The 19,230-nt window shown below is 66.2% G+C and carries 19 protein-coding genes; 6 read left to right on the top strand and 13 right to left on the bottom strand.

Features of this window, described 5'->3' with window-relative positions:
• Window positions 1-169: 169 nt before the first annotated feature.
• From gcvH to HU735_RS04300, 5 genes are all read right to left on the bottom strand, one after another.
• On the bottom strand, window positions 170-553 hold the full coding sequence (gene gcvH / locus HU735_RS04320; RefSeq protein ID WP_186712563.1) for a glycine cleavage system protein GcvH: 384 nt from the start codon (window positions 551-553) through the stop codon (window positions 170-172).
• 49 nt (window positions 554-602) lie between these two features.
• Window positions 603-1,685 (bottom strand): glycine cleavage system aminomethyltransferase GcvT, encoded by a 1,083-nt coding sequence (gene gcvT, locus HU735_RS04315; protein ID WP_186712562.1) that lies wholly within the window; start codon window positions 1,683-1,685, stop codon window positions 603-605.
• Window positions 1,686-1,809: 124 nt separating this feature from the next.
• A complete protein-coding gene (locus tag HU735_RS04310) occupies window positions 1,810-3,432 on the bottom strand; it encodes an iron ABC transporter permease (RefSeq protein WP_186712561.1) in 1,623 nt (540 codons plus the stop codon).
• Between the two features lie 116 nt (window positions 3,433-3,548).
• Entirely contained in the window at window positions 3,549-4,550 is a 1,002-nt protein-coding gene (locus HU735_RS04305) for an extracellular solute-binding protein (RefSeq protein ID WP_186712560.1), read from the bottom strand.
• Window positions 4,551-4,673: 123 nt separating this feature from the next.
• Entirely contained in the window at window positions 4,674-5,075 is a 402-nt protein-coding gene (locus tag HU735_RS04300) for a S4 domain-containing protein (RefSeq protein WP_050707444.1), read from the bottom strand.
• Window positions 5,076-5,217: 142 nt separating this feature from the next.
• On the opposite strand from HU735_RS04300, the gene HU735_RS04295 reads away from it, so the two are divergent.
• Window positions 5,218-5,667 carry an ATP-dependent zinc protease gene (locus HU735_RS04295; RefSeq protein ID WP_175406171.1) on the top strand — a complete coding sequence of 150 codons (450 nt, stop codon included), beginning with the start codon at window positions 5,218-5,220 and terminating at the stop codon, window positions 5,665-5,667.
• Entirely contained in the window at window positions 5,664-6,569 is a 906-nt protein-coding gene (rimK, locus tag HU735_RS04290; RefSeq protein WP_011531656.1) for a 30S ribosomal protein S6--L-glutamate ligase, read from the top strand. The genes HU735_RS04295 and rimK overlap by 4 nt, the downstream gene beginning before the upstream one ends.
• Window positions 6,570-6,676: 107 nt before the next feature.
• Here rimK and HU735_RS04285 read toward each other — a convergent pair whose 3' ends face one another.
• Together HU735_RS04285 and ompR are read right to left on the bottom strand one after the other, a co-directional pair.
• A complete protein-coding gene (locus HU735_RS04285; RefSeq protein WP_110735515.1) occupies window positions 6,677-7,990 on the bottom strand; it encodes an ATP-binding protein in 1,314 nt (437 codons plus the stop codon).
• A gap of 94 nt (window positions 7,991-8,084) precedes the next feature.
• The gene (ompR, locus tag HU735_RS04280) at window positions 8,085-8,825 is read right to left on the bottom strand and encodes a two-component system response regulator OmpR (RefSeq protein ID WP_050707447.1); all 741 of its coding nucleotides are present in this window, start codon (window positions 8,823-8,825) and stop codon (window positions 8,085-8,087) included.
• 229 nt (window positions 8,826-9,054) lie between these two features.
• Between ompR and HU735_RS04275 the strand changes: the two genes are divergently transcribed.
• From HU735_RS04275 to HU735_RS04260, 4 genes are all read left to right on the top strand, one after another.
• Window positions 9,055-11,379 (top strand): Tex family protein, encoded by a 2,325-nt coding sequence (locus tag HU735_RS04275; protein ID WP_186712559.1) that lies wholly within the window; start codon window positions 9,055-9,057, stop codon window positions 11,377-11,379.
• Window positions 11,379-11,762, top strand: coding sequence for a PaaI family thioesterase (locus HU735_RS04270; protein ID WP_110735521.1), 384 nt, complete (start codon window positions 11,379-11,381; stop codon window positions 11,760-11,762). Before HU735_RS04275 ends, HU735_RS04270 begins: the two co-directional genes overlap by 1 nt.
• Window positions 11,763-11,991: 229 nt before the next feature.
• Window positions 11,992-13,569, top strand: coding sequence for a glutamate--cysteine ligase (gene gshA, locus HU735_RS04265; RefSeq protein WP_186712558.1), 1,578 nt, complete (start codon window positions 11,992-11,994; stop codon window positions 13,567-13,569).
• Window positions 13,569-14,195, top strand: a complete 627-nt coding sequence (locus HU735_RS04260) for a TetR/AcrR family transcriptional regulator (protein WP_186712557.1) — start codon at window positions 13,569-13,571, stop codon at window positions 14,193-14,195. The genes gshA and HU735_RS04260 overlap by 1 nt, the downstream gene beginning before the upstream one ends.
• A gap of 113 nt (window positions 14,196-14,308) precedes the next feature.
• Here the strand turns inward: HU735_RS04260 and HU735_RS04255 are convergent, their stop codons facing one another.
• The 6 genes from HU735_RS04255 to ssuE all read right to left on the bottom strand — a co-directional run bounded on the left by HU735_RS04255 (window position 14,309) and on the right by ssuE (window position 19,038).
• Window positions 14,309-14,524 carry a molybdopterin-binding protein gene (locus tag HU735_RS04255; protein ID WP_008095172.1) on the bottom strand — a complete coding sequence of 72 codons (216 nt, stop codon included), beginning with the start codon at window positions 14,522-14,524 and terminating at the stop codon, window positions 14,309-14,311.
• Between the two features lie 29 nt (window positions 14,525-14,553).
• Window positions 14,554-15,366: an aliphatic sulfonates ABC transporter ATP-binding protein gene (ssuB, locus tag HU735_RS04250; RefSeq protein WP_028689214.1), complete on the bottom strand. Its 813-nt coding sequence runs from the start codon at window positions 15,364-15,366 to the stop codon at window positions 14,554-14,556.
• Window positions 15,366-16,163, bottom strand: coding sequence for an aliphatic sulfonate ABC transporter permease SsuC (ssuC, locus tag HU735_RS04245; protein ID WP_186712556.1), 798 nt, complete (start codon window positions 16,161-16,163; stop codon window positions 15,366-15,368). Before ssuC ends, ssuB begins: the two co-directional genes overlap by 1 nt.
• 11 nt (window positions 16,164-16,174) lie before the next feature.
• The gene (gene ssuD / locus HU735_RS04240; protein WP_186712555.1) at window positions 16,175-17,323 is read right to left on the bottom strand and encodes an FMNH2-dependent alkanesulfonate monooxygenase; all 1,149 of its coding nucleotides are present in this window, start codon (window positions 17,321-17,323) and stop codon (window positions 16,175-16,177) included.
• A 60-nt stretch (window positions 17,324-17,383) separates the two neighbouring features.
• Window positions 17,384-18,349, bottom strand: coding sequence for a sulfonate ABC transporter substrate-binding protein (locus tag HU735_RS04235; RefSeq protein ID WP_028689217.1), 966 nt, complete (start codon window positions 18,347-18,349; stop codon window positions 17,384-17,386).
• A gap of 95 nt (window positions 18,350-18,444) precedes the next feature.
• Window positions 18,445-19,038 carry an NADPH-dependent FMN reductase gene (ssuE, locus tag HU735_RS04230; protein WP_186712554.1) on the bottom strand — a complete coding sequence of 198 codons (594 nt, stop codon included), beginning with the start codon at window positions 19,036-19,038 and terminating at the stop codon, window positions 18,445-18,447.
• Between the last annotated feature and the right edge of the window lie 192 nt (window positions 19,039-19,230).

The following is a 19,230-nucleotide window of genomic DNA, read 5'->3' as shown; positions in this document are numbered from 1 at the left end:
CGATCTCTTCCTGGACCAGTTCTCAAGGGAGACTTACAAGTCTAGGAAGGATTGCCGAATGTGCGGGGATTATTGCATTTGCAGTGCAGGCCTCATCGCGGGGCAAGCCCGCTCCCACGATGTGTACCATGCGTGGGAGCGGGCTTGCCCCGCGATGAAGCCGGTCCTGTCACTCGCCGATCAGGGCTGCGTAACCAGCGGCATCCAGCAGCTTGTCCAGCTCGGACTTGTCGCTCGGCTTGAGCTTGAAGATCCACGATTCGTAGGGCTCTTCGTTGAGCAGTTCCGGGCTGTCGGCCAGTTCTTCATTGACCGCGATCACCTCGCCGCCCACCGGCGCATAGATGTCCGAGGCAGCCTTGACCGACTCGACCACGCCAGCGGCGTCGCCGGCGGCGAACACCTTGCCGACTTCGGCCAGCTCGACGAACACCACGTCACCCAGTGCGGCCTGGGCGTGGTCGCTGATGCCCACGGTCACGGTGCCATCGGCTTCCAGGCGGGCCCATTCATGGCTTTCGGCATAACGCAGGTCGGCGGGGATTTGGCTCATTGTCTTGTATTCCTCGTTAGGGTCAGCGGTCGGCCCGCCATTTGGATAATCAGATCAGGATCTTGCCATGGCGCACGAAGGTCGGCTTGACCACCCGCACCGGGTACCACTTGCCACGGATCTCCACTTCGGCGCGGTCGCCGGTGGCCATGGGCACGCGGGCCAGGGCAATGGATTTGCTCAGCGTAGGCGAGAAACTACCACTGGTGATCTCTCCTTCGCCAATCCCGGATACACGGACCACCTGGTGGGCACGCAGAACACCACGCTCCTCGAGCACCAGGCCGACCAGTTTTTCCTTCACGCCCTGCTCGATTTCCGCCAGCAGGCCGGCACGGCCGATGAACTCGCGGCCCGCCGGCTCCCAGGCGACGCTCCAACCCAGGTTGGAGGTCAGCGGGGTGTGGGCTTCGTCGATGTCCTGGCCGTACAGGTTCATGCCGGCTTCCAGGCGCAGGGTGTCGCGCGCGCCCAGGCCGCTCGGGGCGATGCCGGCGCCGACCAGGTCGTTGAAGAACGCCGGGGCCTGCTCGCCGGGAAGGATGATCTCCAGGCCGTCCTCGCCGGTATAACCGGTACGGGCGATGAACCAGTCACCGTCGGCAAGGCCTTCGAAGGGGCGCAGCTCGCGGATCAGCGCGGCACGCGAGGCGCTGAGCAGGGCAGCGACCTTTTCCCGGGCATGCGGGCCCTGGATGGCGAGAATGGCCAGCTCGGGACGGACCTTGAAGCCGACCTTGAAACCTTCGCTCTGCGCTTGCAGCCAGGCCAGTACCTTGTCGCGGGTGGCGGCGTTGGCCACCAGGCGGTAGCCGTCCTCGGTGCGGTAGGCGATCAGGTCGTCGATCACTCCGCCAGCGGCGTTGAGCAGGGGGCTGTAGAGGGCCTTGCCGGGGTTTTCCAGACGCGTCACGTCATTGGCCAGCAGGTGTTGCAGCCAGGGCGTGGCGGCGCAACCGTCGATATCGATGACGGTCATGTGGGAGACATCGAAGACCCCGCAGTCACTGCGCACCTGATGGTGCTCCTCGACTTGCGAGCCGTAATGCAGGGGCATGTCCCATCCGCCGAAATCGACCGTCTTGGCGCCGAGCGCCAGGTGCAGGTCATACAGAGGCGTACGCTGTCCCATGGGTTTCTCCTTCCGGGCGTGGCGAGGCGGCGGCGGTCGGCGATGTTCAATCATCACCTGTTTTTGTAGGACCCGTCGCTGCGAATGCCGCGCATTGTAGCCGCAAGGAAGCTGCGTGGCACCCTCAGCGCGGGTGGCCCGGACGATGGGCCGAGCGACGGATCAGGCCGATCACCGGCAGCAGGCCGACCAGCACCAGGGTCAGGGCCGGCAGCGAGGCCCGTGCCCACTCGCCCTCGCTGGTCATCTCGAACACCCGCACGGCCAGGGTGTCCCAGCCGAATGGGCGCATCAGCAGTGTCGCCGGCATCTCCTTCAACACGTCGACGAACACCAACAGGGCGGCGCTGAGCGCACCGGGCACCAGCAGCGGCAGATACACCTTGAAAAACAATCCCGGCCCGGCGACCCCGAGGCTGCGTGACGCCTCCGGCAACGACGGGCGGATCCGCTCCAGGCTGCTTTCCAGCGGGCCATAGGCCACGGCGATGAACCGCACCAGGTAGGCCAGCAGCAGGGCCGACAGGCTGCCCAGCAACAATGGCTTGCCCGCCCCGCCCAACCACTGCGACAGCGGTATCACCAGCTGGTTGTCCAGGTAGCTGAACGCCAGCATGATCGACACCGCCAACACCGAGCCCGGCAAGGCATAGCCGAGGTTGGCCAGACCGACCCCGGCGCGGATGGCCGTGGTCGGTGCCTGGCGCCGGGCGAAGGCCATCAGCATGGCCACGCTGACCGTGATCAGCGCCGCCATGGCGCCGAGGTACAGGGTGTGCATGACCAGGCCGAGGTAGCGCTCGTCCAGGTCGTGCCGGCCGCGCTGCCAGAACCACGCCAGCAGCTGCAGCATCGGGATGACGAAGGCGCAGGCGAAGACAAGCAGGCACCAGCCGCTCGCGGCCAAGGCCTTGATGCCTCGCAGGTGATACAGCGCCTGACCCCGTGGTCGCTCGTTGCCACTGCGGCTGGCGCCCCGGGCACGGCGCTCGCCATACAGCACCAGCATCACCGCCAGCAGCAGCAGGCTGGCCAGCTGCGCCGCGCTGGACAGGCTGAAGAAGCCGTACCAGGTCTTGTAGATAGCCGTGGTGAAGGTGTCGAAGTTGAACACCGCCACCGCGCCGAAATCGGCCAGGGTCTCCATCAGCGCCAGGGCGATGCCGGCGCCGATGGCCGGGCGCGCCATGGGCAAGGCCACCCGCCAGAACGCCTGCAGCGGCGACAGCCCGAGCACCCGCGCGGCCTCCATCAGACCCTTGCCCTGGGCCAGGAACGCGGTGCGCGCCAGCAGGTAGACGTAGGGATAGAACACCAGCACCAATACTGTGATCACCCCGCCGGTGGAACGTACCCGTGGCAGGCGCATGGGCCCGAACACCTCGCGCAGGGCCGTCTGCACGGGGCCTGAGAAGTCGAGCAGACCGACGAAGACGAACGCCAGGACATAGGCCGGAATCGCGAACGGCAGCATCAGCGCCCAGTCCAGCCAGCGCCGGCCGGGGAACTCGCAGAGGCTGGTGAGCCAGGCCAGGCTCACCCCCAGCACGGTCACGCCGAGGCCCACCCCCAGCACCAGGGTGAGGGTGTTGCCCAGCAGGCGGCTCATCTGGGTGTCGAGCAGGTGCGACCAGATCTGCATGTCGACCGATTGCCAGGACAGCAGCAGGACGCTCAGTGGGAGCAGGACCAGGGCGGCGGTCAGGGAGACCGGCAGGTACCAGCGGCGTTGGGGGGTGTGAGGCAAATCGAAGATCTCGATGGCTGGGCGATAGCATCGCGGGGCAAGCCCGCTCCCACGTCCGCATGGTTCGTGGGAGCGGGCTTGCCCCGCGATTGGTTCTCAAGGATAAGGCGATAGGCTCAGTTCCAGCCAGCCCGGTCCATCAAGCGAATGGCTTCGGCCTGGCGCTTGCCGGCGACTTCCACCGGAATGCTGTCGGCCTTGAAGGTGCCCCAAGCCGCGACTTCCGCCGAAGGCTTGACCTTCGGGTTGGCCGGGAACTCCTGGTTGATATCGGCGAACAGCTTCTGCGCCTCCTCGCCGGTCATCCACTCCACCAGCTTCTTCGCCGCTTCCGGATGCGGTGCGTGCTTGGTCAGGCCGATGCCCGACAGGTTGACGTGCACGCCGCGATCAGCCTGGTTGGGCCAGAACAGCTTCACCGGCAGGTCAGGCTTCTCCTTGTGCAGGCGCCCGTAGTAGTAGGTGTTGACGATACCCACGTCGCACTGGCCGGCGGCGATGGCCTGGATTACTGCGGTGTCGTCGGAGAACACATCGGTGGACAGGTTGTTGACCCAGCCCTTGATCAGCTTCTCGGTCGCGGCCTCGCCGTGGTTCTCGATCAGCGTGGCGGTCAGCGACTGGTTGTAGACCTTCTTCGCCGTGCGCAGGCACAGGCGGCCCTCCCAGTTCTTGTCGGCCAGTGCCTCGTAAGTGCTGAGTTCCCCCGGTTTGACCCGGTCGGTGGAGTAGGCGATGGTCCGCGCGCGCAGGCTCAGGCCGGTCCAGTCATGGGACGAGGCGCGGTACTGCGGCGGGATGTTCTGGTCGATGACCGCCGACTTGATCGGCTGCAGGATGCCCATCTGTTCGGCCTGCCAGAGGTTGCCGGCATCGACGGTGAGCAGCAGGTCGGCCACGCCGTTCTCGCCCTCGGCCTTGATGCGCTGCATCAACGGGGCTTCCTTGTCGGTGATGAACTTGATCTTGACGCCAGTCTTGGCGGTATAGGCGTCGAACACCGGCTTGATCAGCTCGTCGATGCGCGAGGAGTACACCACCACTTCATCCGCCGCCTGGGCGGTGCCGCCGAACAGAGTGAGGGCCAGGGCGGCCAGTAGGGGCTTGCGGGGCAACATCGGGGGTACTCCTCGCTGGATTGAGAGATGTAAATGGTAGTGAATCCCATTTTCTTGCTCATCTGCCGAGGAGTTACCGAATGTTGCAAGGGCTGGTTGCAACGAACCAAACGACAGCCCCGATCAGTCGAAACTGCCGTGCAACTGGTGGATCTGGCGCCGCTGCTTCTTGTTCGGCCGCCCGTCGCTGGTCATGCCCAGCGCGCCCGCCTTGCGCATCTCGGCCGCCTGTTCGCGGCGCTTCATGCTTTCGGCCGTTTCCTCATACAGCGCCTGCGCCTCGGGCGCGCCGCGGCGCACCACCGACAATGCCCTGACCACCACGGTGCGCTCGTCGAAACCGGTGCGCAGCACGAACTCGTCGCCCACCCGCGGCTCCTTGCCCGGCTTGCAGCGCTCGCCCCGGCAGTGCACCTTGCCGCTTTCGATCGCCGCCTTGGCCAGGGCGCGGGTCTTGTAGAAGCGCGCCGCCCACAGCCATTTGTCCAGGCGTACCTTGTCGTCGTCTTCAGGCTTTTGTGCCATGGTCTTTCCTCGAATTCTGTCTTTCACGGAACTGTACTACCGTGACTGACGGATGCAAAAAGTCCGTGCCGTCATTACAGTTCACCTCCATATCCCCAGGGCACGCTTCGTGAAGACATTTGACCACCTGACTGTGATCGGCCTGCGCGAGTGGGTCGCCCTGCCCGAGCTGGGTGTCGCCGGCCTGCGCGCCAAGATCGACACCGGCGCCAGCACCTCCAGCCTGCACGCCACCGAGGTCGAACCGTTCGAGCGCGATGGCCAGCCATGGGTGCGCTTCACCGCGCACCTGGGCTCGGTGGTGCAGTTGCGCCACCGGCGTTGCGAGGCGCCACTGGTGACCATGAAGACCATCAAGAGCTCCAACGGCCAGGCCCAGATCCGCTACGTGATCCGTACGGCCCTGGCACTCGGCGACCGGGTCTGGGAGGTCGAGTTCACCCTGGCCTGCCGCAAGAGCATGCGCTATCGGCTGCTGCTCGGCTCGAAGGCGCTCATCCATGGCCAGCTGGTGGTCAACCCAGGCCTTAAGTACGTCCAGGACAAACCGGCCTTCCCGGCCACCCTTTCCCCTGTCACAGGTGCTGCATGAAGATCGCTGTGCTGTCGCGCAATCCGCGTCTGTATTCCACCCGCCGCCTGGTCGAGGCCGGTACCCAGCGGGGCCACGAAGTGGTGGTGATCGACACGCTCCGGGCCTATATGAACATCGCCAGCCACAAGCCGCAGATCCATTACCGCGGCAAGCCGCTGGAGGGGTTCGATGCGGTGATCCCGCGCATCGGTGCATCGGTCACCTTCTATGGCTGCGCGGTGCTGCGCCAGTTCGAGATGATGGGCGTGTACCCGCTCAACGAATCGGTGGCCATTGCCCGCTCGCGGGACAAGCTGCGTTCGCTGCAATTGCTGTCTCGGCGCGGCATCGGCCTGCCGATCACCGGTTTCGCCCACTCGCCGGACGACATTCCCGACCTGATCCAGATGGTCAACGGCGCGCCACTGGTGATCAAGGTGCTCGAAGGCACCCAGGGCATCGGCGTGGTGCTGTGCGAGACCACCAAGGCCGCCGAATCGGTGATCGAGGCGTTCATGGGCCTGAAGCAGAACATCATGGTCCAGGAATACATCAAGGAGGCCGGGGGTGCCGACATTCGCTGCTTCGTGGTGGGCGACAAGGTGATCGCCTCGATGAAGCGCCAGGCCAAGCCGGGCGAGTTTCGCTCCAACCTGCACCGCGGTGGCGTGGCCAGCCTGATCAAGATCACCCCCGAGGAGCGCATGACCGCCATTCGCGCGGCGAAGGTCATGGGCCTTAGCGTGGCGGGGGTGGATATCCTGCGTTCCAATCACGGGCCGCTGGTGATGGAGGTGAATTCATCGCCGGGGCTTGAGGGTATCGAGGTAACCACCGGCAAGGACGTGGCCGGGATGATCATCGAGCACCTGGAGAAGAACAGCGGGCCGAATCAGACGCGGACCAAGGGCAAGGGCTGATGGCGCCTTTACGGGCCTCTTCGCGGCTAAAGCCGCTCCCACAGAGAACATGCAAAAACCTGTGGGAGCGGCTTTAGCCGCGAAGAGGCCCGTACAATCAACAACGATCAGACAGCGTTACGCGGCAGCAACAACCCCAGCGGCAGTCTCACCCGCGCCTCGATCCCGCCACCCGAGCGGTTGCGCAGCTCCACGTTGCCGCCATGCTGCGCGGCAATGCGCTTGACGATCGCCAACCCCAACCCGGTGCCCTTGCCGCCCCGTGCCCGGTCGCCACGGATGAACGGGTTGAAGATGGTCTCCAGCTCCGACTCGTCGATGCCAGCGCCACGGTCCAGCACGCTGAGCACCACATACGGCGCGCTCTGGTCGCCCGACACATAGGCCGCCACTTCGACGCCCTTGCCGGCGTGATGCAGGGCGTTGCCGATCAGATTGCCCAGCATGCGCTTGAGCGACACCCGGCGCAGCGGGAACGGCGGGATCGGCTCCAGGCACAGGCGCACCTGCTCCTTGTGCTGGTTGTAGGGCGCCACCACTTCGTAGATCAGGTCGTTGAGGTCGACCTCCTCCACCGGTTCGTCACGCCCGTCCCGAATGAACGCCAGGAACTGGTCGAGGATCGCGTCCATGTCCTCGATGTCGCGGACCATGTCCTCGCTGAGGTCGCTGTCGTTGTCCATCAGCGACAGCGAAAGGCGCAGCCGGGTCAGCGGCGTGCGCAGGTCATGGGACACCCCGGCCAGCATCAGCTCGCGCTCACGCCCGGCCTGCTCGACATCCTCGGCCATCTGGTTGAACGCCCGGTACACCTCGGTCATCTCGCTCGGGGTGTCGCTGATCGGCAGGCGCACGCTGCGCCCCTGGCCCAGCTGGCGGGCAGCAAATACCAGGCGCTTGAGCGGCTGGTTGAGCTGGCGCACGAAGATCCAGGCCGATGCCGTGGACAACAGGCCGATGGCCAGGAACCAACCGAGCACGTTCCAGATCTTCTGCCCACGCAGCGGGTGCGGATACAGCGGCACCTTGAGCCAGCCCGGGCCCAGGCTCGGGGCATTGACCCACAGCGCGGGCGGCGCGTGGATGCGCAGCCGCACCTCGGTGTCATCGCCCAGCTCGGCCTGCATCTGGCGCTGGTAGATCTCGCTGTAGGGCCAGTGCTGCTCGCCCTCCGGCACGCCGGCGCCGGTCACGCGGATCAGGCCGGCCGCCTCGGCGATCTGGTCACGGTTCTCTTCATCCGCGGCCCAGTAGGCGCGCAGCGTCAGGGCCACGCCGTGGCTGTACTGGCGGTCGACCAGCACATCCTCGTTCATCAGCAGGTACACGAGCGTCAGTGCCTTGGAGAACAGCACGACGATCAGCACCAGCCAGAGGGTGCGGGCGAAGAAGCTTTGCGGGAACCAGAGAGGCGTTTTCATCGATCAACTACTGCGCTGAAAAGGCCGGCCGCCACAGACGCAAACAGGGCGACCCGCATGGGTCGCCCTGCTGCACCCTGACGTGCCGACAGGCTCATTTGCCGGCGTTTCCGTCCGGCACGAAGACGTAGCCCACACCCCATACGGTCTGGATGTAGCGTGGCTTGGACGGGTCGGGCTCGATCATCCGGCGCAGGCGCGAGATCTGCACATCGATGGAGCGCTCCAGGGCGTCCCACTCGCGGCCGCGGGCCAGGTTCATCAGCTTGTCGCGGGTCAGCGGCTCGCGGGCGTGCATCACCAGGGCCTTGAGCACGGCGAACTCACCGGTGGTGAGCATGTGCGTCTCGTCGCCGCGCTTGAGTTCGCGGGTTGCCAGCGACAGCTCGTAGTCGCCGAAGGTGACAGTCTCTTCCTCGCTGCCCGGCGCGCCCGGCACGCTCGGGGACTGGCGACGCAACACGGCCTTGACCCGGGCCACCAGTTCGTCGGGGTTGAACGGCTTGGCCAGGTAGTCGTCGGCGCCCAGCTCCAGGCCCTTGATGCGGCTGAGCTCGTCGCCCTTGGCGGTGAGCATGATGATCGGGATCTGGTTGTTCGACGCGCGCAGGCGCTTGCACGCGGACAGGCCGTCCTCGCCCGGCAGCATCAGGTCGAGGACCACCAAATTGAACACTTCACGGGCCAGCAGGCGGTCCATCTGTTCGACGTTGGGCACGGTGCGGACACGGAAGCCCTTGCTGGTGAAGAAACGGTCCAGCAGGCTGCTCAGGCCCGGGTCGTCGTCGACGATGAGAATCTTGTCGCCTTCTGCGGCGTTTGCGGTGCTGGTCATGAATAACTCCTCTGATATCGCCGCGCATTATGGCGTAGCCACTGCAGCGCGTGCCGTGTGCATTGTTAGCAGATTTTTCCCGGCATGCCACTGTCGCCCCGTCGTCGGCTGGCGCCGCGCCATCACCGCAAGCCCGGCACGATGGGTATAATGCGCGGCTTTCACCCAGCGCCGCCGGGCATGAATGCCCACCCGCGGCCTTGCATTCACTATTTGTCAGGTGGTTTTCATGGACAGCATCAACAGCCGTATCGCCGAGGAACTGGGCGTGCGCCCACAGCAGGTCGAAGCGGCCGTGGGCCTGTTGGACGAAGGATCGACCGTGCCCTTCATCGCCCGTTACCGCAAGGAAGTGACCGGCAGCCTGGATGACACCCAACTGCGCCACCTGGAAGAGCGCCTGCGCTACCTGCGCGAGCTCGACGAGCGCCGCGCCAGCATCCTGGCCAGCATCGAGGAGCAGGGCAAGCTGACCCCGGAGCTGGCCCGCGAGATCAAGCTGGCCGACACCAAGACCCGCCTCGAAGACCTGTACCTGCCGTACAAGCAGAAGCGCCGCACCAAGGGCCAGATCGCCCTGGAGGCGGGCCTGGGCGAGCTGGCCGACGGCCTGTTCAACGACCCGCAGCTGAACCCGGAAAGCGAAGCGGCACGTTTCGTCGACGCCGAAAAAGGCGTGGCCGACGTCAAGGCCGCCCTGGAAGGCGCCAAGTACATCCTCATGGAGCGCTTCGCCGAGGACGCCGCCCTGCTCGACAAGCTGCGCGGTTTCCTCAAGCAGGAAGCGGTGCTGACCGCCCGCGTGGTCGCTGGCAAGGAAGAGGAAGGCGCCAAGTTCCGCGACTACTTCGCCCACGACGAACTGCTGCGCAGCGCGCCATCGCACCGTGCCCTGGCGATCTTCCGCGGGCGCAACGAAGGCGTGCTGAGCGCCTCGCTGAAAGTCGGCGAGGAGCTGCCGGGCACCCTGCACCCGTGCGAACTGATGATCGGCAACCATGTCGGCATCGAAAACCGCAGCCGCCCGGCCGACAAATGGCTGGGCGAAGTGGTGCGCTGGACCTGGAAGGTCAAGCTGTACACCCACCTGGAAACCGACCTGTTCGGCGAGCTGCGCGACAACGCCGAAGGCGAGGCGATCAACGTCTTCGCCCACAACCTGCACGACCTGCTGCTGGCCGCCCCGGCCGGTCCGCGCGCAACGCTGGGCTTCGACCCGGGCCTGCGCACCGGCTGCAAGATCGCCGTGGTCGACGCCACCGGCAAGCTGCTGGACCACACCACGGTCTACCCGCACGCGCCGAAGAACGACTGGGACCGCACCATTTCCATCATGGCCGCGCTGTGCGCCAAGCACTCGGTCGAGCTGATCGCCATCGGTAACGGCACCGCCAGCCGCGAAAGCGACAAGCTGGTGGCCGAGCTGGTCAAGAAATACCCGGCCCTGAAGATCACCAAGATCATGGTCTCCGAGGCCGGCGCCTCGGTGTACTCGGCTTCCGAGTTGGCCGCCCGCGAATTCCCTGACCTGGACGTGTCGATCCGTGGCGCGGTGTCCATCGCTCGCCGCCTGCAGGACCCACTGGCCGAACTGGTCAAGATCGATCCGAAATCCATCGGCGTCGGCCAGTACCAGCACGACGTGTCGCAGGTGAAGCTGGCCCGCGGCCTGGACGCCGTGGTCGAGGACTGCGTGAACGCCGTGGGCGTGGACGTCAACACCGCTTCCGTGGCGCTGCTGACGCGCATCTCCGGCCTCAACGCCACCCTGGCGCAGAACATCGTCGCCCACCGCGACGCCAACGGCCCGTTCGCCACCCGCGCCGCGCTGAAGAAAGTCAGCCGCCTGGGCGAGAAGACCTTCGAACAGGCCGCCGGCTTCCTGCGCGTGATGAACGGCGACAACCCGCTGGACGCCTCGGCGGTGCACCCGGAAGCCTACCCGCTGGTGCAGCGCATCGCCGCCGACACCGACCGCGACATTCGCTCGCTGATCGGCGACAGCGGTTTCCTCAAACGCCTGGATCCGAAGAAATTCACCGACGAAAGCTTCGGCCTGCCGACCGTCACCGACATCCTCCAGGAGCTGGACAAGCCGGGCCGCGACCCGCGCCCGGAGTTCAAGACCGCCACCTTCCAGGACGGCGTCGAGGACCTCAAGGACCTGGAGCCGGGCATGATCCTCGAAGGCGTGGTGACCAACGTCACCAACTTCGGTGCCTTCGTCGACATCGGCGTGCACCAGGACGGCCTGGTGCACATCTCGGCGTTGTCGGAGAAGTTCGTCAAGGACCCGCGTGAAGCGGTCAAGGCCGGCGACGTGGTCAAGGTCAAGGTCATGGAAGTGGACATCCCGCGTAAGCGCGTCGGCCTGTCCATGCGCATGAGCGACACCCCGGGCGAGAAGGTCGAGGGCAACCGCGGTGGCAACCGTGGCAACGGCGGCAACCGCCAGCAGCAGGCGCCGCGCCAGCGCGAGGCCAGCACCGCCGCGCCGGCCAACAACGCCATGGCATCGCTGTTCGCCAACGCCAAGCAACTGAAGAAGAAGTGATGGACGTACCGAAAGCGTACGTCGAGAGCGCCTTCAGCCAGCTCCTGGGCTGCCGCCTGCAACGCCTGGACACGGGTGTTGCAGAGGTGGCCCTGGCGCTCGAGCCGCACCTGCGCAACCGCGGCCAGAAGCTGCACGGCGGAGCGATCTTCAGCCTGGTGGACATCGCCATGGGCCTGGCCTGCTCGGCCAGCCATGGCTTCGACCAGCAGAGCGTGACCATCGAGTGCAAGATCAACTACATGCGCGCCGTCAGCGAGGGCGAGGTGCTGTGCACCGCCCGGGTGCTGCACGCCGGGCGGCGCACGCTGGTGGTCGACGCCGACGTGCTTCAGGACGACAAGCTGGTGGCCAAGGCCCAGGGAACCTTCGCGGTTCTCTAGCTGACAGGCCCCCATCTGCGGTATTTTCGGCGCATTGCTGTACACCTGATCGCGGGGCAAGCCCGCTCCCACGAACGTTCACAGACTTCATGGGAGCGGGCTTGCCCCGCGATCAGATGCACCGGAACCGAGCAAACCAGGCGACAACGCCAGTTCCTTTCCCAACTACCCTTGTAGACCGTCATCCCTACCCCCATATTGGGGCGACTGACGCGTGAAGGAATCCATCTTGAGCGACCTCCTCAACCGCCGCCTGAGCCTGCTCGGCGACAATATCGACCTGCTCAAGCAGTGCCTGCACGGCATTGAGCGCGAATGCCTGCGCGTGACCGACGACGGTCGCCTGGCCCAGACCCCGCACCCCGAGGCCCTGGGTTCGGCGCTGACCAACGAGCAGATCACCACCGACTATTCCGAGTCGCTGCTGGAGTTCATCACCCCGGCCCTGGCCGACCCGGCCAAGGTGCTCGAGAGCCTCGACCAGATCCACCGCTTCGTCTACACCAAGCTGGGCGACGAATACCTGTGGAGCCCGTCGATGCCCTGCGCGTTGCCGGCCGAGGAAGACATCCCGATCGCCGAATACGGCAGCTCGAACATCGGCAAGCTCAAGCACGTCTATCGCAAGGGCCTGGCCCTGCGCTACGGCCGCACCATGCAGTGCATCGCCGGCATCCACTACAACTTCTCCCTGCCCGAGGCGCTGTGGCCGTTGCTGCGCGACGCCGAAGGCGGCGAGCAGGACGACCGCGACTACCAGTCCTCGGCCTATATCGCGCTGATCCGCAACTTCCGCCGCTACAGCTGGCTGCTGATGTACCTGTTCGGCGCCTCCCCGGCCCTGGACAAAGGCTTCCTGCGCGGCCGCCCGCACCAGCTCGAAGAGCTGGATGCCCAGACCCTCTACCTGCCCTACGCCACCAGCCTGCGCATGAGCGACCTGGGCTACCAGAGCAACGCCCAGGCGGGCCTGACGCCCTGCTACAACAACCTGGCCAGCTACACCGACAGCCTGCGCAAGGCCGTCGGCACGCCCTACCCGCCCTATGTCGAGGTCGGCACGCACAAGGATGGCGAGTGGGTGCAGTTGAACACCAACATCCTGCAGATCGAGAACGAGTACTACTCGAACATCCGCCCCAAGCGCGTCACCTACACCGGCGAGCGGCCGATCCAGGCCCTGACCTCCCGTGGCGTGCAGTACGTGGAAGTGCGCTGCCTGGACATCAACCCGTTCCTGCCGGTGGGTATCGACCTGACCGAAGCGCGCTTCCTCGACGCCTTCCTGCTGTTCTGCGCCCTGGAAGAAAGCCCGCAGCTGGACAACGGCGAGTGCGGCCAGTGCACCGACAACTTCCTCACCGTGGTCAAGGACGGCCGGCGCCCGGGCCTGGAGCTGCGCCGTGACGGCCAGCCGGTCGCGCTGAAGGCATGGGCAAGCGAACTTATCGAACGCATCGGCCAGCTGGCCGGGCTGCTCGACCGCGCCCAGGGCGGCAACGAACACGCCAAGGCCCTGGAAGCGCAACAGGCCAAGGTCGACGACCCCGAGCTGACGCCATCGGCCCAGGTGCTGGCGCGCATGACCGAGCACGACGAGAGCTTCGTCCAGTTCTCCCTGCGCCAGAGCCGCCTGCACGCCGAGAGCTTCCGCGAGCAGCCGCTGCCCGCCGAGCGCCAGCAGGCCTTCGAAACCCTCGCCCGTGAATCCCTGGCCGAGCAGTCGCGCCTGGAGCAGCAGGAGGTGGGTGACTTCGACCTGTTCGTCGGCGCCTACCAGGCCAGCATCCTGGCGATCAGCAACTGATGACCCGCCCCACCTCCCCACGCAAGCCACGCGCCAGCAGCCAGGCCAGGATCGAAGCGATCCTGGCCGCGGCCCGCGAGCTGCTGGCCGGGCAAGGGGTGGCGGCGCTGTCGATCTACAGCGTGGCCGAACGGGCGCAGATTCCGCCGTCGTCGGTGTATCACTTCTTCGCCAGCGTGCCGGCCTTGCTCGAGGCGTTGACCGCCGATGTGCACCGGGCGTTTCGCGAGGCCCTGAACGCGCCCATCGACAGCAGCGCGTTCAGTACCTGGCCGCAACTGTCGCGGCTGATCGAGCAGCGCATGCTCGACATCTACAACGAAGATGCCGCGGCGCGGCAGCTGATCCTGGCCCAGCATGGGTTGAGTGAGGTGGTGCAGGCCGACCGTCAGCACGACCTGGAGCTGGGCGAGCTGATGCACCGGCTGTTCGACCGGCATTTCCAGCTGCCGGCGATGCCTAGGGACATGGATGTGTTCGCGTTGGCGATGGAGCTGAGCGACCGGGTGTATGCCCGCTCGATGCAGTTGCATGAAGCGATCACGCCGCGCATGGCGGAAGAGGGGATGCGGGTGTTTGAGGCCTATCTGGGGCTGTATCTGCCGCCTTATCTGGCCAAGCGCTGATCCCGCGTGGGAGCGGGCTTGCCCCGCGATAGCGTCAAGTCAGGCCACGTAGATGTGTCGACTGACGCCATCGCGGGGCAAGCCCGCTCCCACGCTTCGCAAGACACCGGAAATCAGAGCTTGGCGATGGACACCTCGGTCGATTTCACGAAGGCGATCACTTCACTGCCCACCTGCAGCTCCAGCTCCTTCACGGAGCGGGTGGTGATCACCGAAGTGACGATACCGGAGGCGGTCTGCACGTCGATTTCCGACAGTACCGGGCCTTCGAGGATTTCCTTCACGGTGCCTTTGAACTGGTTGCGAACGTTGATGGCTTTGATGGTCATGGCGTCATTCCTTTTGCGGCTTCGAGGATTCAGTGAGCCCAACGCAACTGCGTGGGCAAGGGGGCTACAGGTTCCGGATCGGGCGGGGTGCCCGGGACGGACAGAACACGGTTGAGCACTTCGCTTTCCAGCGCCGCCAGGCGGTGCGAACCCCGCACCCGTGGCCGGGGCAGGTCGACGACCAGGTCCAGGCCGACGGCGCCGTCTTCGATCAGGATCACCCGGTCGGCCACGGCGACGGCTTCGCTGACGTCGTGGGTGACCAGCAACACGGTGAAACCGTGCTGGCGCCACAGGCGCTCGATCAATTGCTGCATTTCGATGCGGGTCAGGGCATCCAGCGCACCCAATGGCTCGTCCAGCAGCAGCAGGCGCGGCTGGTGAATGAGCGCCCGGGCCAGGGCCACCCGCTGCTTCTGGCCGCCGGACAACGCCGCCGGCCAGTCGTTGGCGCGATCGACCAGTCCGACCGCCTCCAGTGCCTCCAGGGCGCGGGGCCGCCAGTTGCCGGACAAGCCCAGGCCCACGTTGTCGATCACCTTCTTCCAGGGCAGCAGGCGTGCGTCCTGGAACATCAGGCGGGTATCCTCGCGGGCCTCGGCCAGCGGCGCGGCCCCCGCCAGCAGTTGGCCGGCGCTGGGTTGGTCGAGCCCGGCCAGCAGGCGCAGCAAGGTGCTCTTGCCACATCCGCTGCGGCCGACGATGGCGACGAACTGGCCGGCCGGAATGTGCAGGTCGATGCCGCGCAGCACTTCACGCTGGCCGAAGGTGCGACGCAGGTCCCGGGCCGCCAGGGGGATGCCACGCAGCAGGCGTGGCGGCTGTTCCTTGAGCACGGTCATCATGCGCCCTCCTTCTTCGCCACCTGGTACGCCGGGTGCCAGCGCAGCCACACCCGCTCCAGGCCCCGGGCAGCCAGGTCGGCCAGCTTGCCGAGCACCGCGTACAGGACGATGGCCAACACCACCACATCGGTCTGCAGGAACTCGCGGGCGTTCATCGCCAGGTAGCCGATGCCGGCGTTGGCCGAGATGGTCTCGGCGACGATCAGCGTCAGCCACATGAAGCCCAGAGCGAAGCGCACACCGACCAGGATCGAAGGCAGCGCCCCCGGCAGGATCACCTGGCGGAACAGGGCGAAGCCCGACAGCCCGTAGCTGCGCGCCATCTCCACCAGCGCCGGATCGACGTTGCGGATCCCGTGGTAGGTGTTCAGGTAGATGGGGAACAGCGTCCCCAGCGCCACCAGGAAGATCTTTGCCGACTCGTCGATGCCGAACCACAGGATCACCAGCGGGATCAGCGCCAGGTGCGGCACGTTGCGGATCATCTGCACCGAGCTGTCGAGCAGGCGCTCGCCCCAGTTCGACAGGCCGGTGATGAAGCCCAGCAACAGGCCGAGGCTGCCACCGATCACGAAGCCCAGGCCGGCACGCCAGCCGCTGATGGCCAGGTGGGTCCAGATCTGGCCGCTGCGCACCAGCTCGACACCGGCACTGACCACCGCGCTCGGCGCCGGCAGGATGCGGGTCGACAGCCAGCCAGCGCTGACCGCCAACTGCCATACCGCCAGCAGCAGGATCGGCAGGGCCCAGGGCGCCAGGCGCTTGGACCAGGTGGTGGGAGATGCACGACTCATGGCCCCGGTCCTCAGCTCTGCGACACGGACTTGGGCAGGATGTCGTTGGCGACCATTTCACCAAACGGGCTCACATAGCCACCGGTCTTCGGCTGCTCCGGGCGCTGCACGTCCAGGTGCGGGAACAGCAGCTCGGCGACGCGGTACGACTCCTCAAGGTGTGGATAACCGGAGAAGATGAAGGTGTCGATGCCAAGATCGGCGTATTCCTTGACCCGCGCCGCGACGGTCGGGCCATCGCCCACCAGCGCGGTGCCGGCACCGCCACGCACCAGACCGACACCGGCCCACAGGTTCGGCGCCACCTCGAGCTTATCGCGCTTGCCGCCGTGCAGCGCGGCCATGCGCTGCTGGCCGACCGAGTCGAAGCGCGCCAGCGACGCCTGGGCGCGGGCGATGGTGTCGTCGTCCAGGTGCGAGATCAGCCTGTCGGCGGCGGCCCAGGCCTCTTCATTGGTTTCCCGCACGATCACGTGCAGGCGGATGCCGAAGCGCACTTCACGGCCTTGGGCCGCAGCCTTCTCACGCACCTGGGCGATCTTCTCGGCAACGGCCGCCGGCGGCTCGCCCCAGGTCAGGTACAGCTCGACCTGCTCGGCGGCCAGGTCCTGGGCGGCCTCGGAGGAACCACCGAAGTACAGCGGCGGACGCGGCTGCTGGATCGGCGGGTAGAGCAGCTTGGCGCCTTTCACCTGGATATGCTTGCCGTCGTAGTCGACCGTTTCGCCTTCGAGCACCTTGCGCCAGATGCGGGTGAATTCCACCGACGCCTCGTAGCGCTCCTGGTGGTTCAGGTGCAGGCCGTCACCGGCCAGTTCGTCCGGATCACCGCCGGTCACCAGGTTGAACAGCGCCCGGCCGTTGGACAGGCGATCCAGGGTGGCGGCCTGACGCGCGGCCACGGTCGGCGAAATGATCCCCGGGCGCAGGGCCACCAGGAACTTCAGGCGCTCGGTCAGCGGAATCAGCGACGCCGCCACCAGCCAGGAGTCCTCGCAGGAACGTCCGGTGGGGATCAGCACGCCGCCGAAGCCCAGGCGGTCGGCGGCCTGGGCGATCTGGCTCAGGTAGCCGTGGTCGACGGCGCGGGCGCCTTCGCTGGTGCCCAGGTACTTGCCGTCACCGTGGGTGGGGAGGAACCAGAAGATGTTAAGGCTCATTGGAGTTGTCTCCTCAAGGGTGGCTCATGCCGGGGCGGCGCCCCGGCGCAGGCGAATCGTTCAAGGCGCGCTGGCGACCTTGGCCGGGGGTGTCCAGATCACGTCCTTGATACTCAAGGGCTTGGGAATCAGCTTCAGGGCCTGGAAGGTGTCGGCGATCTTCTGCTGCGCGGCGATCACTTCCGGAGTCAGCGGCGCGGCGCCGTAGCCCTGGCGTTTCACCGAGGTCAGGGTGATGTCGGCGGGCAGGCCGAGCAGCGGCGCGACCTGGTCGGTGACCTGCTGCGGGTTGGCCTGGGACCACTCGCCCACGGCGCGTACTTCCTCGACCAGGGTGTTGATCACCGCCGGATGCTGGGTGGCATAGCTGCGGGTGGCCAGGTAGAACTGGTGGTTGTCGACCAGGTCCTTGCCGTCACGCAGGGTGCGTGCCTGCAGCTGTTGCTCGGCAGCGGCCTGGTACGGGTCCCAGATCACCCAGGCGTCGACGCTGCCGCGCTCGAAGGCGGCGCGGGCATCGGCCGGCGGCAGGTAGACGGGCTGGATATCGGTGTACTTGAGGCCGGCGTCTTCCAGGGCGCGTACCAGCAGGTAGTGCACGTTGGAACCCTTATTGAGGGCGACTTTCTTGCCCTTGAGCTCCTTCACTGACTGGATCGTCGATCCCTTCGGCACCAGGATCGCCTCGCTGTGCGGGGCTGGCGGCTCATAGGCGACGTACAGCAGGTCGGCACCCGCAGCCTGGGCAAACACTGGTGGAGTTTCACCGGTCACGCCGAAGTCGATGGAGCCTACGTTGAGGCCTTCGAGCAGTTGCGGGCCGCCGGGGAACTCGGTCCATTGCACGTCGATGCCCTGTTCCTTCAGGCGCTTTTCCAGCGAGCCCTTGGCCTTGAGCAGCACCAGGGTGCCGTATTTCTGATAACCGATGCGCAGGCTCTCGGCCTGGGCTTGAGTGATGGCGCCGAAGGACACAGCCGCCGCAAACAGGGCGACCAGACCGCGACGCAAGAAGATTGTGCGCATGGCGCTCTCCTGTGCGAGTGGGTTCGGGTAGCACCTGCTTGCCTCGTTGACGGGCGAGTAAGGTGGGAATAACGGTCAAGCGGTATAGCGGGTGATCAGATGCTCCAACGGGCACTGATCAGGCGTTCGTTGAGCTCGCCCGGCACCACCGGCCGAGGCCGGCGCGCCAGGGCGCCGTGGAACGTTTCCAGCGAATCCTGCAGGCGCTGCTCCAGGGCAGCGGCCAGTTGCGCGGGTCGGGTGCCTTCGCCGTAGGCGACCTGGCTGTCGTCGGCGAAGATCCCCTGCAGGGTCTCCTGCGCCTTGAGGGCCGACAGCACGGGCTTGAGGGCGTAGTCCACGGCCAGCATGTGGGCGATGCTGCCGCCGGTGGCGATCGGCAGGACCACCTTGTGTTCCAGGGCACGTTCGGGCAGCAGGTCGAGCAAGGTCTTCAGGGCACCGGCGAACGACGCCTTGTACACCGGCGTGGCGACCACCAGGCCATCGGCCTGGGCCACCAGCTCGTTGAAGTGACGCACCTGCGGGCTGTCGAAGCGCGCGTGGAGCAGGTCCTCGGCGGGGAATTCCCGCACCTGGAAGGTCACCACCTCGACACCGCGCTCCTGCAGCCAGTCGCGCGAGCGTTCTAGCAGCACGCCGGAGCGTGAACGAAGACTGGGGCTACCACCGACAGAAACAACCAGCATTGAAAGCGCTTCCTTCGATTCGATTGCAGGGCCGCGAGGGGTTGTCCCCGCTGGATGGAAGTGACATTAACAGCTCGTCACATATATCTAGAAATCATATTTTCGTATTTGTTTAGATCGAAAATACATTTCAAACAACGTGGGAGCGGGCTTGCCCCGCGATGGCCATCGCGGGGCAAGCCCGCTCCCACG

The sequence above is a fragment of the Pseudomonas sp. BW16M2 genome (genome assembly GCF_014268865.1).
GTDB classification, from domain to species: domain Bacteria; phylum Pseudomonadota; class Gammaproteobacteria; order Pseudomonadales; family Pseudomonadaceae; genus Aquipseudomonas; species Aquipseudomonas peradeniyensis.
The sequence above is the reverse complement of the archived record's forward strand: the minus strand, read 5'-3'. Positions and strand labels throughout refer to the sequence as shown.

What these genes read in the sequence shown, in the direction of transcription:
- gcvH (WP_186712563.1), bottom strand. Translation starts at nt 553, where the DNA reads ATGAGCCAAATCCCCGCCGACCTGCGTTATGCCGAAAGCCATGAATGG.
- gcvT (WP_186712562.1), bottom strand. Translation starts at nt 1,685, where the DNA reads ATGGGACAGCGTACGCCTCTGTATGACCTGCACCTGGCGCTCGGCGCC.
- HU735_RS04305 (WP_186712560.1), bottom strand. Translation starts at nt 4,550, where the DNA reads ATGTTGCCCCGCAAGCCCCTACTGGCCGCCCTGGCCCTCACTCTGTTC.
- HU735_RS04300 (WP_050707444.1), bottom strand. Translation starts at nt 5,075, where the DNA reads ATGGCACAAAAGCCTGAAGACGACGACAAGGTACGCCTGGACAAATGG.
- rimK (WP_011531656.1), top strand. Translation starts at nt 5,664, where the DNA reads ATGAAGATCGCTGTGCTGTCGCGCAATCCGCGTCTGTATTCCACCCGC.
- HU735_RS04285 (WP_110735515.1), bottom strand. Translation starts at nt 7,990, where the DNA reads ATGAAAACGCCTCTCTGGTTCCCGCAAAGCTTCTTCGCCCGCACCCTC.
- ompR (WP_050707447.1), bottom strand. Translation starts at nt 8,825, where the DNA reads ATGACCAGCACCGCAAACGCCGCAGAAGGCGACAAGATTCTCATCGTC.
- HU735_RS04275 (WP_186712559.1), top strand. Translation starts at nt 9,055, where the DNA reads ATGGACAGCATCAACAGCCGTATCGCCGAGGAACTGGGCGTGCGCCCA.
- HU735_RS04270 (WP_110735521.1), top strand. Translation starts at nt 11,379, where the DNA reads ATGGACGTACCGAAAGCGTACGTCGAGAGCGCCTTCAGCCAGCTCCTG.
- HU735_RS04260 (WP_186712557.1), top strand. Translation starts at nt 13,569, where the DNA reads ATGACCCGCCCCACCTCCCCACGCAAGCCACGCGCCAGCAGCCAGGCC.
- HU735_RS04255 (WP_008095172.1), bottom strand. Translation starts at nt 14,524, where the DNA reads ATGACCATCAAAGCCATCAACGTTCGCAACCAGTTCAAAGGCACCGTG.
- ssuB (WP_028689214.1), bottom strand. Translation starts at nt 15,366, where the DNA reads ATGACCGTGCTCAAGGAACAGCCGCCACGCCTGCTGCGTGGCATCCCC.
- ssuC (WP_186712556.1), bottom strand. Translation starts at nt 16,163, where the DNA reads ATGAGTCGTGCATCTCCCACCACCTGGTCCAAGCGCCTGGCGCCCTGG.
- ssuD (WP_186712555.1), bottom strand. Translation starts at nt 17,323, where the DNA reads ATGAGCCTTAACATCTTCTGGTTCCTCCCCACCCACGGTGACGGCAAG.
- HU735_RS04235 (WP_028689217.1), bottom strand. Translation starts at nt 18,349, where the DNA reads ATGCGCACAATCTTCTTGCGTCGCGGTCTGGTCGCCCTGTTTGCGGCG.
- ssuE (WP_186712554.1), bottom strand. Translation starts at nt 19,038, where the DNA reads ATGCTGGTTGTTTCTGTCGGTGGTAGCCCCAGTCTTCGTTCACGCTCC.